This window comes from Rhodococcus sp. 06-1460-1B (genome assembly GCF_002258475.1).
In the GTDB taxonomy this organism is placed as follows: Bacteria; Actinomycetota; Actinomycetes; order Mycobacteriales; family Mycobacteriaceae; genus Rhodococcoides; species Rhodococcoides fascians.
In genome coordinates this window covers 1-16,228 of sequence record NZ_NOYS01000026.1, presented here as the reverse complement: position 1 = coordinate 16,228, position 16,228 = coordinate 1, and the positions used below count along the sequence as shown (strand labels likewise).

Sequence of the window (16,228 nt, the reverse complement as noted above, 5' to 3'; positions counted from 1 at the left end):
TTGGAGGGGAAGAAGCGTCGACGCCGACAGGCGCGTGGACGCAGAGCGCCAGGTAAGAGCGAGTCCGATGTCCGAGTCTCGCGGTAGCCTGGAGTATCCGGCGGGCAGGGAGCAGCCAGCGCGCGGGAGCGGACTGAAAGGACACGGCCGAGTCGGCTGAAGCTGTATGAATCGGAAGACAGTAATACGAAATCTCGCCATCGTTTTCGGCATTCTGTTGGTGATCTATGCCTTCAGCTACTTCGGTAACGACACGCGGAACTGGACGTCGGTCGACACCTCGGTGGCGATCGCCCAGCTCGACGACCGAAATGTCGAGTCCGCGCAGATCGACGACCGTGAGCAGCAGATTCGGCTGACCCTCAAAGAGGCCTCCGACGCCACGGAGAACGAGAAGCAGATCATCGCGAAGTATCCGGACTCGGCGTCCGAGCAGATCTTCGACAAGGTCGACTCGCAGGGCTTGAACAGCTACAACACCACCGTCACCCAGGAGAGCTGGTTCAGCTCGTTCCTGCTGCTCATCCTCCCGATGGTGTTGATCCTCGGCGTGATCATCTTCGTGATGAGCCGTATGCAGGGCGGCGGCCGCGGCGGTGTCATGGGCTTCGGCAAATCCAAGGCCAAGCAGCTGACGAAAGATATGCCGAAGACCACGTTCGCCGACGTCGCGGGCGCGGACGAGGCTGTCGAAGAGCTCTACGAAATCAAGGACTTTCTGCAGAACCCGGCGCGTTACCAGGCCCTCGGTGCCAAGATTCCGCGCGGCGTCCTGCTGTACGGCCCTCCCGGAACCGGCAAGACGCTGCTGGCGCGCGCCGTCGCAGGCGAGGCGGGCGTCCCGTTCTTCACCATTTCCGGCTCCGACTTCGTCGAGATGTTCGTCGGCGTCGGCGCATCCCGCGTGCGCGATCTGTTCGAGCAGGCCAAGCAGAACAGCCCCTGCATCATCTTCGTCGACGAGATCGACGCCGTCGGGCGCCAGCGCGGTGCGGGTATGGGCGGCGGACACGACGAGCGCGAGCAGACGCTCAACCAGTTGCTCGTCGAAATGGACGGCTTCGGTGAGCGCACCGGCGTCATCCTCATCGCCGCCACCAACCGGCCCGACATCCTCGACCCGGCCCTGCTGCGTCCGGGCCGCTTCGACCGTCAGATCCCCGTCGGTGCCCCCGACCTGGCCGGCCGTCGAGCGATCCTGAAGGTGCACTCGGCCGGCAAGCCCGTCGCGCAGGATGCCGACCTCGAAGGTCTGGCCAAGCGAACCGTCGGAATGTCGGGTGCAGACCTGGCCAACGTCATCAACGAAGCGGCACTGCTCACCGCTCGTGAGAACGGCACCGTCATCACCGAGGCGTCGCTCGAAGAATCCGTCGACCGCGTCGTCGGTGGTCCGCGCCGCAAGAGCCGCATCATCAGCGAGCACGAGCGCAAGATCACCGCGTACCACGAGGGTGGCCACACTCTTGCGGCATGGGCGATGCCCGACATCGAGCCCGTCTACAAGGTGACCATCCTCGCGCGCGGTCGCACCGGCGGCCACGCGATGACGGTCCCGGAGGACGACAAGGGCCTGATGACGCGGTCGGAGATGATCGCACGTCTCGTGATGGCCATGGGTGGCCGCGCCGCGGAAGAGCTCGTGTTCCACGAGCCGACCACCGGAGCGTCCTCGGACATCGACCAGGCCACCAAGATCGCCCGCGCGATGGTCACCGAGTACGGCATGAGCAGCAAGCTCGGTGCCGTCCGCTACGGACAGGAACAGAGCGACCCCTTCCTCGGTCGTTCGATGGGACAGCAGTCCGACTTCTCGCACGAGGTCGCCCGCGAAATCGACGAGGAGGTGCGCAAGCTCATCGAAGCCGCGCACACCGAGGCGTGGGCCATCCTCAACGAGTACCGCGACCTGCTCGACACCCTTGCCTCCGAGCTGCTCGAACGCGAGACGCTGACCCGCAAGGACCTCGAGAAGATCTTTCACAGTGTCACCAAGCGTCCGCGCATCACGCTGTTCAACGACTTCGGTGACCGTAAGCCGTCGGACAAGCCGCCGGTCAAGACACCTCGCGAGCTCGCAGCCGAGCGCGGCGAGCCGTGGCCTCCGGTGCCACCGGCACCGAAACAGCTTCCGCCGCAACAGTTTCCGCAGCCCAGCTACGCCGGGTCGCCGCAGCTGACCAAGGGTGGGCAGCAGAACGGCACCAACGGTTACAACGGCGCACCCAGCAACGGCGCACCGGGCACCGGCGAGCTCGGACCGAACACGGGTGCCGGTCGACGTAGCGCGCCTGCCCCCGGCGACTACAACGGCGGTAGCAACAACGGCGGCGGCTACAACGGGGCTACCAACGGTGGCGGCTACAACGGCGCTACCAACGGCGGTCCTGCCAACGGAAGCTACGGCGGGCCGACCACAGGCGGCGGATACTCCGAGGGCTATCGCCGGCCCGAGCCCCGATCGGGTCCCAACGGTTCGGGCCCCGATTACGGCGCTCCCGCCGGTTGGTCGGCACCCGGCTGGCCGCCGCGCGATCAGCAACAGGTGCCGCGCTACCAAGGCCCGTCCACGCCGCCGGCTCAGTACCAGCCTCCGCGTGAACAGGACTCGGATCAGGGCTACCGTCAGCATCCGACGTATCAGCAGCCGCAGTCCTACCAGCCGCCCCAGCCGCAGCAGTCGTACGACCCGCAGCAGCCGCAGCAGTCGTATCAGCCGCCGCAGTACCAGCCGGATCCGTTCCGGCCGGACGCCGGGGAGCACGGTCGTACGTCCCGGCACGAGCCTCCCTACGGCGAGAATTCCGAGGGCGCGCCGGAGTCGACTCCCACGTGGGAGGTTCCGGAAAGCTCGCACAACTACCCGCTGCCCGGAGACGATCGACCCGCTCATGGTTCGTCGGAGGAGTCGCAGCAGGGTGAGCACGGCGACCGTCACGGAAACGACGACGGCGACGCCGGCCCACGCACCCAACGGTGGGAAGGACCGGGCGGCTCACACCGCTAGTCCGATCATTAGGCTGACTGGGTCGACCGTGACGGTCGACCCAGTGCGTCGTTTCGAACCCGTGCTGTTGTTCGTCGGCGAGCCGTTCACACCGAGCAGCACGCCCGCCCAGCTGCCACATTCGCGGAGCCCAACCGGAGGTACGTTCTCGTGTCAGTCAACAGGACCGACGAGTCGACAGGCGACTCGGCAGAAGTCCCAGCAGCCGTGCAATCTGCCGCCCCGCAGCAGGGAATCGCGGAGACGGTGGCCTATGCCACGGGCGCGGTGTTCGACCAGCCCCGCGCGGAGGCTGCGGTACGCGAGTTGCTCATTGCCGTCGGTGAGGATCCCGACCGCCAGGGCCTGCTCGATACCCCGGCTCGTGTCGCCCGGTCCTACCGCGAGATCTTCGCCGGCCTCTACACCGATCCGGACACCGCGCTGAACACGACCTTCGACGAAGGCCATCAAGAACTGGTTCTGGTTCGCGACATCCCCATGTACTCCACGTGCGAGCACCACCTGGTCTCGTTCCACGGCGTCGCCCACGTGGGATACATCCCCGGCAAGAGCGGCAAGGTGACCGGTCTGTCGAAGCTGGCCCGCGTGGTGGACATGTACGCCAAGCGTCCCCAGGTGCAGGAGCGGTTGACCAGCCAGATCGCCGACGCGTTGATGCGCAAACTCGACCCACGCGGTGCGATCGTCGTGATCGAGGCCGAGCACCTGTGCATGGCGATGCGCGGTATCCGCAAGCCCGGTGCCAGCACCACCACCTCGGCGGTCCGAGGTCTGCTGCAGTCCAGCGCGGCATCGCGTTCGGAAGCCTTGGACCTGATCCTCCGGAAATGACGGTTCCGGTCCGATCACGATGATTCTCGCGAGCTCCGTTCCCGCTGCGCCCATCGTCATGGGCGTTCTCAACGTGACGGCCGATTCGTTCTCCGACGGTGGTCGCTACCTCGACGTCGACGCGGCCGTCGAACACGGTCTGGCGATGCATCGGCTGGGAGTCGACATCGTCGACGTCGGCGGGGAATCCACGCGCCCCGGGGCGGACCGCGTCGACCCGTCGGTCGAGGTGCAGCGCGTCGTACCGGTCATCTCGGCCTTGGCCGCCGAAGGCGTGAGCACCAGCGTCGACACGATGCGCGCACACGTCGCCGCTGCGGCGATCGAGGCCGGGGTGTCGATCGTCAACGACGTCTCGGGCGGTCGAGCCGACCCCGCAATGGCAGGCGTGGTCGCGCAAGGCGGGCTGCCGTGGATCCTGATGCACTGGCGGGCCGCCGACTCGACGTTCCGGCACACCGGTCCGGCCGATCACTACGACGACGTGGTCGCCGACGTTCGCCGCGAACTGCTCGAGCAGGTCGACCACGCAGTGAGCGCCGGGGTCGACGCGTCGCGGATCGTGCTGGACCCGGGCCTCGGATTCGCCAAGAACGCGGAGCACAACTGGCAGCTGCTGCGCGGACTGCCCACCCTGGTGGAATCCGGTTTCCCGGTTCTGGTGGGTGCGTCCCGCAAACGTTTTCTGGGCTCGCTCCTCGCCGAACCCGACGGTTCACCGCGTCCACCGGACGGCCGGGAGATCGCGACGGCCGTCGTCTCGGCCCTCGCGGTCGCCGGCGGCGCGTGGGGAGTGCGGGTGCACGACGTCCGGTCGTCACTCGACGCGGTGGCCGTCGTGCGGGCATGGCAGGGTGGTCGCGCATGAGCGAGATCAACAGTGCCGCTGCAGGGACTCGTCGCGGCGACCGCATCGAATTGCGCGGGCTGACCGTCCGCGGCAATCACGGTGTCTTCGACTTCGAGAAGCGAGACGGCCAGGACTTCGTCGTCGACATCACCGTCTGGATGGATCTCTCGCCCGCGGCCGAGACCGACGATCTGACTCGGACGCTGCATTACGGCGAACTGGCCGAACATGCCGCGGCGGTCGTAGCGGGCCCGTCCCGGGACCTGATCGAGACGGTCTCCGCCGAGATCGCCGAGGTGGTGCTCGGTTACGACTCCCGAGTCGACGCGGTGGAGGTGGTGCTGCACAAGCCGTCGGCTCCCATTCCCCTGACGTTCGGCGACGTTGCCGTGGTGGCCTATCGGGAGCGAAAGTGAGCCGTGCAGTGCTGTCGATCGGCAGCAACATCGGCGACTCGATGAGCCACTTGCGTTCTGTCACAGCGGAATTGGGTTCGCGCGTGGTGGCGTGCTCGGCCGTCCATCGATCTGCTCCGTGGGGCGGCGTCGAGCAACAGGACTTCCTCAACGCGATCGTGGTGGCCGAGGACGAGGCCTACGGCCCGTGGGACTGGTTGCGTCTGGCGCAGCAACTCGAGGAGGCAGCGGACCGCGTTCGAGTGCAGCGTTGGGGACCCCGCAGCCTCGACGTCGACGTGATCGTGTGCGACGACGTCATCAGTGAGGACCCGCGCCTGATTCTTCCCCATCCCCGTGCGCACGAGCGCGCGTTCGTGCTGCTGCCGTGGCTGGACGTCGATCCCGACGCCACTCTTCGGGTCGACGGGGCGGACGTGCCGGTCTCCGAGCTGCTCGAGCGTCTGAGTACGGACGAGCGAGCGGGAGTCGTCCGACTCGACGGCGACGGTGATCGACTGTGGTGACCAATCCCACCAAGATCTGGGATGTCTTGGGTTTGTTTCTGATCGCCGCAGTGGGCACGTGGCTGCTGGTGCGGGTTTTCTACGGTTCGTTTCCGCCGATCCCGGTGTACGCCGGAGCGTCGCTGTACCTGGTCGCGGTGGTGGAAGTGGTGACCGCGGTGATCGTCCGCAATCGCATCGCCGAGCATCGAGTGGGCACCGGTCTGCACGACCTGCATCCGTTGACGGTCTTCCGGGCGCTGGTGTTGGCGAAGGCGTCGTTGCTGGTGGGAACCGCTCTGGTGGGGGTGTGCGTCGGCTTCCTGGTGTACGTATTGCCACGAGCGGCAACGGTGCGAGCGGCGTCCGCGGACCGAGCCGGAGCGATCGTGGCCCTCGTCGCGGGCCTGGCCGTCGTCGCCGCCGCGGTGTGGCTGGAGCAGTGCTGCCGCACCCCGGAAGATCGGGACGACGAGCGCTCCCGATAACGTATCCGTCCCTCGATCGTTACCTTCGTTGTGTACGTGATCGGTCGGGGATGACCGGATGCGACCGACAGGCCGGTTACCCTTGAGAACATGACAGATCAGACTCGCGCCAAGAAGGGACGCCGAAAGCGGCGTAGTGCGAGCCAGCTGTTCCTCGCGGCGCTCGTCGTGTTCGGCATCGTCGCCAGTGTGCTGTTGTTGTTCAGCGAAAGCGTTCAGTGGATGCGCGTCGGGGTGCTCTCGGCGCTGTGGGCCGCAGTGATCGGTGCGTTCGCGATGACGAAGTACCGCAGGGAAGCGGCCGCGGATCAGACCAAGGCCAAGGACCTACAGACCGTCTACGAACTGCAGCTCGCCCGCGAGATCTCGGCCCGACGCGAGTACGAGATGAGCGTCGAAGCCCGGGTGCGCAACGAGACGCGGTTGGAATCGGACGAGGTCGCCGCGCTGCGTAACGAACTGGCCGCGCTGCGCCAGAACCTGCAGGTGCTCTTCGAGGGCAATCTGCCGACCGAACGGGTCGCACTGCGCGCCGAGGCGATGCGGATGCAGGAACTCGGTGGCCGCGGATACGACAGCTATCAGCCCGCACCGTCCGGGTTGTACGTACGAGGTGGCGGCAACGGCAACGGACCCGCAGGCCCCGGCTTCAACGGCGTGGGCACGCCCTACGACGAGCCGGTCACCGCCGAGACGTCGGTGGTCTACCCCGAGGATCCCGACGAAATGCCCCGCGCGACGGCGACACCGGACCCCGGTTCCGGGTACGCACAGGACGCGTCCGCCGAGCAGGGTTCTGCACCGGAGGGTTCCGACGACGTCACCGACGCCGGGCAGAACGACCGCACCGAGCCGCCGGCCGCGCAGTCCCGCCCCTACGGGGCACCGAGGCCGGCCGGTCGGGTGAGCCCGCCCACCTCGCCGTTCACCGCATACAGATTCGAGCAGACGCGTCGACCCGCGGCCGAATCAGAACCTGTCGAGGACGCCGAACCTGTCGAGGAGGCCCAGCCCCAGCAGGCCACCGAGTCCGAATCGGCCCAGGAAGAGGCCACGTACCCGGAGTCTCGCCGATCGCTGCGCGATTCGGCCGATGCGTTCTTCGCAGCCGACCGCGTCGACGACACGCCTGCCGAGGAGACGGCGGATGCACCGCGACGCGGACGCAGGCGCGCCGAATCCCCCGAGGAGGCGTCCGGCGCGCACTCCAACGGCCGTTCCGTCGCCGAGATCATGGCCGGGCTGACAGGCGGCGATTCGGCCGACACGACGACCACCGACGCCGGCACGCGTCGCCGTCGCCGTCGCGCAGACTGAGAACCAGATCACACCGGTCTCCCATGGCACGTTCGGTGCCGCTGTCGCTATTGTTCCCTGCAGGACGTCTGGTACCCGCCGAGCGGGACTGGAACGAACGAGAGGAAAATTTCGGTGACCTCATCAGGGTTCACTGGTGGTCTGTCTCCGGCTCGCTTGACCGTGGGTGTCGTCTCCGCCGGTCGGGTCGGTACGGCATTCGGTGAGGCGCTCGAACGCGTCGGACACGTTGTCGTCGGTGCCGCCGCGGTATCGGACGCATCCATCGCGCGAGTACGTGATCGATTGCCCGAGTCGCAGATTCTGCCTGTCGACGAGGTTGCCCGTCGCGCCGAACTGCTGATTCTGGCGGTACCGGACTACGAACTGGCCTCGATCGTCGCCGGTCTCGCCGCGACCGGGGCGGTCGCGCCGGGCAAGTTGGTGGCGCACACCTCCGGCGCGAACGGCGTCGCGGTACTGGAGCCGCTGGCTGCCCTTGGCGCGGTTCCGTTGGCAATACATCCGGCCATGACATTCAGCGGCGGACCCGAGGACACCGACCGGATGACGGCCGCGTGCTTCGGCATCACCGCGGGCGACGAGATCGGTTATGCGGTAGCCCAAGCCCTCGTCCTCGAGATCGGCGGCGAGCCGGTGCACGTGCCCGAGAGCAACCGGGCGCTCTACCACGCGGCGTTGGCTCACGGCAGCAATCACCTCGTGACGTTGGTGGTCGACGCGGTCGAGGCACTGCGAGTTGCGTTGGCCGGTCCGGGTTTTCCTGGATCCGATGCCGAACGTGGTGTGCCCGAGCGCGTTCTGGCTCCGCTGCTCGAAGCTGCACTGGACAATGCGCTGCGCAACGGACAATCCGCACTGACCGGCCCGGTGGCCCGAGGCGATACCGCGGCTGTCGGCAAACACCTCGAAGTGCTCGAGGCCGTCGATCCACGGATCGCCGCCGGTTACCGTGCGCTGTCGCTGCGGTCCGCCCAACGTATCGGTGCCGCAGCCGATCTGATCGAGATTCTGGAAGGGAAGCGATGACCCTCGCGGGCAGCTACACGAAGGGACAGTTGACGGTTCACCACGATCCCGCGGTGATCACGTCGGTGTCCAAGGCCCTACGTGGCGTCGGCAAGCAGGTCGCTCTGGTGCCGACCATGGGTGCACTGCATGCCGGCCACCTGCAGTTGGTGCGCCAGGCGAAGCTCACCGGCGCGGTCGTGATCGTGTCGATTTTCGTCAATCCACTGCAGTTCGGCGTGGGGGAGGACCTCGACGCCTATCCGCGGACCCTCGACGCCGATGTCGAACTGCTCCGCGGCGAGGGCGTGGAATTGGTATTCGCACCGTCCGCGTCCGACATGTACCCGTCCGGGCCGCGCACCACGGTCCATCCCGGTCCGCTCGGTAGTGAACTCGAAGGTGCCAGCAGACCAACGCATTTCGCGGGAATGCTCACCGTCGTGGCGAAGCTGCTGCAGATAGCCGCTCCGCATCGGGCGTACTTCGGGGAGAAGGACTACCAGCAGCTGACGTTGATCCGGCAGATGGTGCGAGACCTGAACTTCGACGTCGCGGTCATCGGAGTCCCGACGGTTCGCGAGCAGGACGGTCTGGCGCTGTCCTCGCGCAACAGGTATCTCGATGCGGAGCAGCGCGACGCTGCGATGGCGTTGTCGGCAGCCCTCGTTGCCGGGGCGCACGCAGCTGCCGGGGGCGTCGACGCCATCCTGGCCACCGCGCGCGCCGTGCTCGACGAGGTGCCGCTGGTGCAGGTCGACTACCTGGAGGTGCGCGACCCGCATCTCGGCCCGGCTCCCGAGCGTGGAGACGGAAGACTGCTCGTGGCAGCCAAAGTGGGCACCACGAGATTGATCGACAACGTCGGTGTCGCCGTCGGCACCGGTTTCCTCGAGGCAGGAGTGGAGCCTGCGAAACGACCAGAAGAAATTAGCCCCGACGATCCGAAAAGTGGAGAGTGACACGATGTTTCGCACCATGATGAAGTCCAAGATCCATCGCGCCACCGTCACGCACGCAGATCTGCACTACGTGGGCTCGGTGACCGTCGACCAGGATCTGATGGAGGCTGCCGATCTTCTCGAAGGTGAGCAGGTCACCATTGTCGACATCGACAACGGTGCGCGGCTGGAGACCTACGTGATCACCGGTGAGCGGGGCAGTGGTGTGATCGGAATCAATGGGGCCGCAGCGCATCTGGTGAACCCGGGTGACCTGGTCATCCTGATCGCCTACGGGGTCATGAACGAGCAGGAGGTTGCCGACTACGCACCCCGGGTGGTGTTCGTCGACGACAAGAACCGGCCGGTCGAGCTCGGCAGCGACCCGGCTCATGCGCCCGCCGGTTCGGGTCTGATCACGCCGCGCGATCTGCGGGCCGACTCCGTGCTGGTCTGACTCGATGCTTCTCGCAATCGATGTACGCAACACCAGCACGGTGGTCGGGCTCTTCACCGGCACCGGGGATCACTCGAAACTGCTGCGCGATTGGCGTATTCGCACCGACCCCCATGTGACGGCCGACGAGCTGGCGTTCATGTTGCGGGGGTTGTTGGGCGAACAGGCCGAGCAGATCACCGGGGTGACGGCTCTGTCCACGGTGCCGTCCGTGCTGCGCGAGATGCGGACGATGCTCGTGCGCTACTGGGATCACGTGGTGCACGTGGTGGTCGAACCCGGTGTGCGGACCGGGGTTCCGCTGCTGGTCGACAATCCCAAAGAGGTCGGGGCCGACCGCATCGTCAATACCCTTGCCGCACATGATCTGTACGACTCGGCGTGCATCGTGGTGGATTTCGGGACCACCACGTGCGTCGACGTCGTCTCGGCCAAGGGCGAGTTCCTCGGCGGGGCGATCGCGCCCGGTCTCGAAATTTCGGCCTCGGCCATGTCGACTCGCACCGCGACGCTGCGTGAGGTCGAGATGGTGCGGCCGCGGTCGGTGCTGGGAAAGAACACCGTCGAGTGCATCCAAGCGGGCACCATCTTCGGTTTCGCCGGCCTGGTGGACGGGCTTGTCGGACGCATCAGACGTGAGGTGCCGGAGGTCAAAGGCACCGACGTCGCGGTCATCGGTACCGGAGACATCGCTGCGCTGATCCTGCCCGAGTCGACGACCATCGAGCATCACGAACCCGACCTGACGCTGGAGGGTCTGCGACTGGTCTACGAACGCAACATGGCAAAGCGGCGGCCACGCTGAATGTTTCGGTGAAGCGGGGTAGCGCGTCGGGCGTTCGTGTGTCAGAATCGTCGGCGTGATGACGTGCATGGCCACCCAGGAGTGTTGTCGAGGCTGACCGCTGCCTCGTTCGTTACACATCCCTGGAGTAGAGCTTCATGCTTTCCACACCTGTATTTTCTGCACCCTCCCGACCCCGATTGTCCTCACGGTCGGTCTCGACGTTGCCGACCCGGCTACGTCCACCCGACCTGCTGCGCATCACCGATCAGGGCGCATCGGACGTCCTCGAAGGGCGGTTCGACCACCTGCTTCCCGGCGGTGGACAGTGGCCCACGGACGAGCGTTGGGCCACTCGCCTGCACTCCGACGACGATCTCGACGTCTGGTTGATCAGCTGGGTTCCCGAGCGATCCACCGAACTGCACGATCACGCCGGATCGCTCGGTGCATTGACCGTCCTGAGTGGTTCTTTGCTCGAATACCGTTGGGCGGGAACCGAACTGAAGGAACGTCATCTCGACGCCGGAGATCAGGCAGCCTTTCCGCTGGGATGGGTGCACGACGTGATGCACGATCCGGCGTCGAACACGACCGGGCCCACCCTCAGCGTGCACGCCTACTCACCGCCGCTGACGGCGATGTCGTACTACGAAGTGACCGAGCGCGCCACGCTGCGCCGTACCCGCAGCGAGCTCACCGCCGAACCCGAGAAGGCCACGAGATGACCATCGTCGAAATGCTCGAATCCGCTCGCGAGACCATCGATCGCATGACCGTCTTCGAGCTCCGTGACGCTGTCGACCGCGGCGCGGTCGTCGTCGACATTCGCCCGCAGGCGCAGCGCGCAGTCGAGGGCACCCTGCCCGGTGCGTTGGCCATCGAACGCAACGTCCTCGAATGGCGTCTCGATCCCACCAGTGACGCGCGGCTGGCGATCGCCACCGACCACGACGTCGAGTGGATCGTCATCTGCTCCGAGGGCTATACCTCCTCGCTCGCGGCCGCGTCGCTCAAGCTGCTGGGTCTGCACAAGGCCACCGATCTGGTCGGCGGCTATCAGGCACTGAAGTCCGCCGGGCTGCTCGGGGTGTTGACGCAGGCCAAGCACTGCGTTCGCGAGGCCGAGGCCGTCGCAGCGCACTGATCGTCCCGACAGTCTCGGACTGTAAAGTGTGTGCGCGTGAGTGATACAGCTTCTACCCAGCCGGCCGACGACACCCCGGAGCAGCTACGGATTCGTCGCGCCAAGCGCGCTGCGTTGCTCGAGCGCGGGGTCGAGGCGTATCCGGTGTCGGTTCCGCGGACCCATTCGCTGCTCGAGATCCGCACCCAGTTTCCCGAGCTCGACGCCGACACGACGACCGGCCTGATCGTCGGCGTCGTCGGCCGCGTGATCTTCGTCCGTAACACCGGCAAGCTGTGTTTCGCCACCCTGCAGGAGGGCGACGGCACCCAGCTCCAAGCCATGATCAGCCTGGCAGGTGTCGGCGAGGACGCCCTCGCAGCGTGGAAGGCCGACGTCGACCTGGGCGACTTCGTGTTCGTGCACGGCGAGGTCATCAGCTCCCGTCGCGGTGAGCTCTCGGTGATGGCCGACGCCTGGCAGATCGCGTCGAAGTCGTTGCGGCCCTTGCCCGTCGCGCACAAGGAACTCAGCGAAGAGACGCGTATTCGGCAGCGCTACCTGGATCTGATCACGCGTCCGGAGGCCCGAGAGACCGCCCGCAAGCGCATCGCCGTCGTTCGTGAACTGCGTAACGCACTCGAGCGTCGCGGCTTCCTCGAGGTCGAGACCCCGATGCTGCAGACGCTGCACGGCGGTGCCGCGGCCCGGCCGTTCGTCACCCACTCCAATGCGATGGACACGGACCTGTACCTGCGCATAGCGCCGGAGCTGTTCCTCAAGCGCTGCGTCGTCGGCGGCATCGAGAAGGTCTTCGAGATCAACCGCAACTTCCGCAACGAAGGTGCCGACTCCTCGCACTCGCCGGAGTTCGCGATGCTCGAGACCTACGAGGCCTACGGCACGTACGACGACTCGGCGAAGATGACGCGGGAACTCGTCCAGGAAGTGGCGGTGGCCGCACTCGGATCCACCGTGGTCACCCTGCCCGACGGCACCTCCTACGATCTCGGCGGCGAATGGACGACGCTCGAGATGTACCCGTCGCTGTCGGAGTCGCTCGGATTCGACGTCACCCCCGACACCACCGTCGACGAACTGCTCGCGATCGCCGACAAGGTTGGGCTGGATGTCCCCCGCAAGGACGGCGTCCCGATCTACGGCCACGGCAAGCTCGTCGAGGAACTGTGGGAACACCAGGTGGGCGACGCGTTGACCGAACCGACGTTCGTTCGTGATTTCCCCGTCGAGACGTCGCCGTTGACGCGTCAGCACCGCAGCAAGCCGGGCGTCACCGAGAAGTGGGATCTCTACGTTCGTGGATTCGAGCTGGCGACCGGCTACTCGGAGCTGATCGACCCGATCATCCAGCGCGAGCGCTTCGAGGACCAGGCGCGTCAGGCTGCCGCAGGCGACGACGAGGCGATGGTGCTCGACGAGGACTTCCTGGCGGCCATGGAACAGGGAATGCCGCCGACCACCGGAACCGGTATGGGAATCGACCGTCTGCTGATGGCGTTGACCGGGCTGGGTATCCGAGAAACGATCCTGTTTCCGATCGTCAAGCCGTCGCAGGCCTGATCGGGAGGTATGTCCGCTGTTCGCCAGCAGCGGACAGCGATCGGGAAACGTTTTGCAAAGTGCCTGCGTTATGAACAGTAAGCACACGAGGCGGTCCGTCTCGTTGCCGGATACGCAGTATTTCAGGGGTGGAGGGTCGGCGTTCGTCACGTCGGCCAACTACAGTGAGACACAGTCTTACCTTCGAATGCACAAGCGACCGAGTGTTCAGGACACTGCGGCGCTGGAAGAACTGGTGGGCGAGCTACCACCCACCGAGAAGTGAGGGAGAGCGATGTTCGAGAGGTTCACCGATCGCGCGCGGCGTGTTGTCGTCCTGGCTCAAGAAGAAGCCCGGATGCTCAACCACAACTACATCGGCACGGAGCACATTCTGCTGGGCCTCATCCACGAGGGTGAAGGTGTTGCAGCAAAGTCTCTCGAGTCGCTGGGCATCTCCCTCGAAGGAGTTCGCAGCCAGGTAGAGGAAATCATCGGCCAGGGCCAGCAGGCTCCGTCCGGTCACATTCCGTTCACTCCGCGCGCCAAGAAAGTACTCGAGCTCAGCCTGCGTGAAGCACTGCAGCTCGGCCACAACTACATCGGCACCGAGCACATCCTGCTCGGCCTGATCCGCGAAGGCGAAGGCGTCGCAGCTCAGGTTCTGGTCAAGCTCGGAGCCGACCTCAACCGCGTGCGCCAGCAGGTCATCCAGCTGCTGTCGGGCTACCAGGGCAAGGAGCCGTCCGAGAGCGGCAGCGGCCGCGGCGAGGCGGGCACCCCGTCGACGTCACTGGTTCTCGACCAGTTCGGACGCAACCTCACCCAGGCCGCGCTCGAAGGCAAGCTCGACCCGGTTATCGGTCGCGCGAAGGAAATCGAGCGCGTCATGCAGGTGCTCTCGCGTCGTACCAAGAACAACCCGGTACTCATCGGCGAGCCCGGTGTCGGTAAGACCGCAGTCGTCGAAGGTCTCGCGCAGGCCATCGTCAACGGCGAGGTTCCCGAGACGCTCAAGGACAAGCAGCTCTACACCCTCGACCTCGGCTCGCTCGTGGCCGGTAGCCGTTACCGCGGTGACTTCGAGGAGCGCCTGAAGAAGGTGCTCAAGGAGATCAACACCCGCGGCGACATCATCCTGTTCATCGACGAGCTGCACACGCTCGTCGGCGCAGGTGCCGCCGAAGGTGCCATCGACGCAGCGTCGATCCTCAAGCCGAAGCTGGCTCGTGGCGAACTGCAGACCATCGGTGCCACCACGCTCGACGAGTACCGCAAGTACATCGAGAAGGACGCCGCTCTCGAGCGTCGTTTCCAGCCCGTCCAGGTCGGCGAGCCGACCGTCGAGCACACCATCGAGATCCTCAAGGGTCTGCGCGATCGCTACGAGGCACACCACCGCGTCTCGATCACCGACGGTGCACTCGTCGCTGCCGCCACTCTGGCCGACCGGTACATCAACGATCGGTTCTTGCCCGACAAGGCAATCGACCTCATCGACGAGGCGGGCGCGCGGATGCGCATCCGCCGGATGACCGCGCCGCCAGACCTGCGTGAGTTCGACGACAAGATCGCCGACGCACGCCGGGAGAAGGAATCGGCCATCGACGCACAGGACTTCGAGAAGGCTGCGAACCTGCGCGACAAGGAGAAGACCCTCGTCGGTCAGCGTGCCGAGCGGGAGAAGCAGTGGCGCTCCGGTGACCTCGACGTCATCGCCGAGGTCGACGACGAGCAGATCGCCGAGGTTCTGGGCAACTGGACCGGCATCCCCGTCTTCAAGCTCACCGAGGAGGAGACCACCCGTCTGCTCCGCATGGAAGACGAGCTGCACAAGCGGATCATCGGCCAGGTCGAGGCAGTCAAGGCCGTCTCCAAGGCGATCCGTCGTACCCGTGCAGGTCTGAAGGACCCGAAGCGCCCGTCGGGCTCGTTTATCTTCGCCGGCCCGTCCGGTGTCGGTAAGACCGAGCTGTCGAAGGCACTCGCGAACTTCCTCTTCGGCGAGGACGACGCGCTCATCCAGATCGACATGGGCGAGTTCCACGACCGCTTCACCGCCTCGCGTCTGTTCGGTGCTCCTCCCGGATACGTCGGCTACGAAGAGGGTGGCCAGCTCACCGAGAAGGTCCGCCGCAAGCCGTTCTCCGTCGTCCTGTTCGACGAGATCGAGAAGGCACACCAGGAGATCTACAACACCCTCCTGCAGGTGCTCGAGGACGGTCGTCTCACCGACGGCCAGGGACGCACGGTCGACTTCAAGAACACCGTGCTGATCTTCACCTCGAACCTCGGTACCTCGGACATCTCGAAGGCAGTCGGCCTCGGCTTCTCCTCGGGCGAAGGCACCGGATCGAACTACGAGCGGATGAAGCTCAAGGTCAACGACGAGCTGAAGAAGCACTTCCGCCCCGAGTTCCTGAACCGTATCGACGACATCGTCGTGTTCCACCAGCTCACCAAGGACGAGATCATCCAGATGGTCGATCTCATGCTCAACCGAGTCGAAGGTGCGCTCAAGAACAAGGACATGGCGATCGAGGTCACCGAGAAGGCGAAGTCTCTGCTCGCCAAGCGCGGATTCGACCCCGTCCTGGGTGCGCGGCCACTGCGTCGCACCATCCAGCGCGAGATCGAGGACCAGTTGTCGGAGAAGATCCTCTTCGGCGAGATCGAAGCCGGCCAGATCATCCTGGTCGACGTCGAGAACTGGGACGGCGAAGGCGCTGGCGAGGACGCGAAGTTCACGTTCCGCGGCGAGAAGAAAGCCATCATCGTCCCCGACGAGGTCCCGGTCGACCTGGCCAAGGCCGCCGGAGACAGCGACAGCGAGTAAGTTTCACCAGTTCCAACACAACGGGCGATCCTCTTCGGAGGATCGCCCGTTGTCGTATCTTCACCTGCCCCGCCCGCGCACCCCCGCCCCCCCCCCCCCCCCCCCCCCCCCACCCCCCC

At 65.9% G+C, this 16,228-nt stretch carries 15 protein-coding genes; all 15 read left to right on the top strand.

What is annotated here, in order from left to right:
* Positions 1-166: 166 nt before the first annotated feature.
* The 15 genes from ftsH (at position 167) to CH268_RS14445 (ending at position 16,109) form a co-directional block, all read left to right on the top strand.
* The gene (ftsH, locus tag CH268_RS14520) at positions 167-3,007 is read left to right on the top strand and encodes an ATP-dependent zinc metalloprotease FtsH (RefSeq protein WP_094664804.1); all 2,841 of its coding nucleotides are present in this window, start codon (positions 167-169) and stop codon (positions 3,005-3,007) included.
* A 207-nt stretch (positions 3,008-3,214) separates the two neighbouring features.
* Positions 3,215-3,841, top strand: a complete 627-nt coding sequence (gene folE / locus CH268_RS14515; protein WP_371832489.1) for a GTP cyclohydrolase I FolE — start codon at positions 3,215-3,217, stop codon at positions 3,839-3,841.
* A gap of 19 nt (positions 3,842-3,860) precedes the next feature.
* Positions 3,861-4,709, top strand: coding sequence for a dihydropteroate synthase (gene folP, locus CH268_RS14510; RefSeq protein ID WP_255182401.1), 849 nt, complete (start codon positions 3,861-3,863; stop codon positions 4,707-4,709).
* Positions 4,706-5,107, top strand: a complete 402-nt coding sequence (gene folB / locus CH268_RS14505) for a dihydroneopterin aldolase (RefSeq protein WP_045841635.1) — start codon at positions 4,706-4,708, stop codon at positions 5,105-5,107. The genes folP and folB overlap by 4 nt, the downstream gene beginning before the upstream one ends.
* Positions 5,104-5,613, top strand: a complete 510-nt coding sequence (gene folK, locus CH268_RS14500; RefSeq protein ID WP_094664802.1) for a 2-amino-4-hydroxy-6-hydroxymethyldihydropteridine diphosphokinase — start codon at positions 5,104-5,106, stop codon at positions 5,611-5,613. The genes folB and folK overlap by 4 nt, the downstream gene beginning before the upstream one ends.
* On the top strand, positions 5,610-6,080 hold the full coding sequence (locus CH268_RS14495) for a DUF3180 domain-containing protein (RefSeq protein ID WP_032369421.1): 471 nt from the start codon (positions 5,610-5,612) through the stop codon (positions 6,078-6,080). Before folK ends, CH268_RS14495 begins: the two co-directional genes overlap by 4 nt.
* Before the next feature lie 90 nt (positions 6,081-6,170).
* Entirely contained in the window at positions 6,171-7,397 is a 1,227-nt protein-coding gene (locus CH268_RS14490) for a DUF6779 domain-containing protein (RefSeq protein WP_094664800.1), read from the top strand.
* 114 nt (positions 7,398-7,511) lie between these two features.
* Entirely contained in the window at positions 7,512-8,426 is a 915-nt protein-coding gene (locus CH268_RS14485) for a Rossmann-like and DUF2520 domain-containing protein (protein WP_032364477.1), read from the top strand.
* The gene (panC, locus tag CH268_RS14480) at positions 8,423-9,367 is read left to right on the top strand and encodes a pantoate--beta-alanine ligase (RefSeq protein ID WP_094664798.1); all 945 of its coding nucleotides are present in this window, start codon (positions 8,423-8,425) and stop codon (positions 9,365-9,367) included. Before CH268_RS14485 ends, panC begins: the two co-directional genes overlap by 4 nt.
* Before the next feature lie 4 nt (positions 9,368-9,371).
* The gene (panD, locus tag CH268_RS14475) at positions 9,372-9,803 is read left to right on the top strand and encodes an aspartate 1-decarboxylase (protein WP_094664907.1); all 432 of its coding nucleotides are present in this window, start codon (positions 9,372-9,374) and stop codon (positions 9,801-9,803) included.
* A gap of 4 nt (positions 9,804-9,807) precedes the next feature.
* Positions 9,808-10,608: a type III pantothenate kinase gene (locus CH268_RS14470; RefSeq protein ID WP_032373865.1), complete on the top strand. Its 801-nt coding sequence runs from the start codon at positions 9,808-9,810 to the stop codon at positions 10,606-10,608.
* 137 nt (positions 10,609-10,745) lie between these two features.
* On the top strand, positions 10,746-11,315 hold the full coding sequence (locus CH268_RS14465) for a cysteine dioxygenase (protein ID WP_052056950.1): 570 nt from the start codon (positions 10,746-10,748) through the stop codon (positions 11,313-11,315).
* Positions 11,312-11,734, top strand: a complete 423-nt coding sequence (locus CH268_RS14460) for a rhodanese-like domain-containing protein (RefSeq protein WP_032364474.1) — start codon at positions 11,312-11,314, stop codon at positions 11,732-11,734. Before CH268_RS14465 ends, CH268_RS14460 begins: the two co-directional genes overlap by 4 nt.
* Before the next feature lie 36 nt (positions 11,735-11,770).
* Entirely contained in the window at positions 11,771-13,294 is a 1,524-nt protein-coding gene (lysS, locus tag CH268_RS14455; protein ID WP_048317274.1) for a lysine--tRNA ligase, read from the top strand.
* Positions 13,295-13,568: 274 nt separating this feature from the next.
* Positions 13,569-16,109 carry an ATP-dependent Clp protease ATP-binding subunit gene (locus tag CH268_RS14445; RefSeq protein ID WP_027494358.1) on the top strand — a complete coding sequence of 847 codons (2,541 nt, stop codon included), beginning with the start codon at positions 13,569-13,571 and terminating at the stop codon, positions 16,107-16,109.
* Positions 16,110-16,228: the final 119 nt, after the last annotated feature.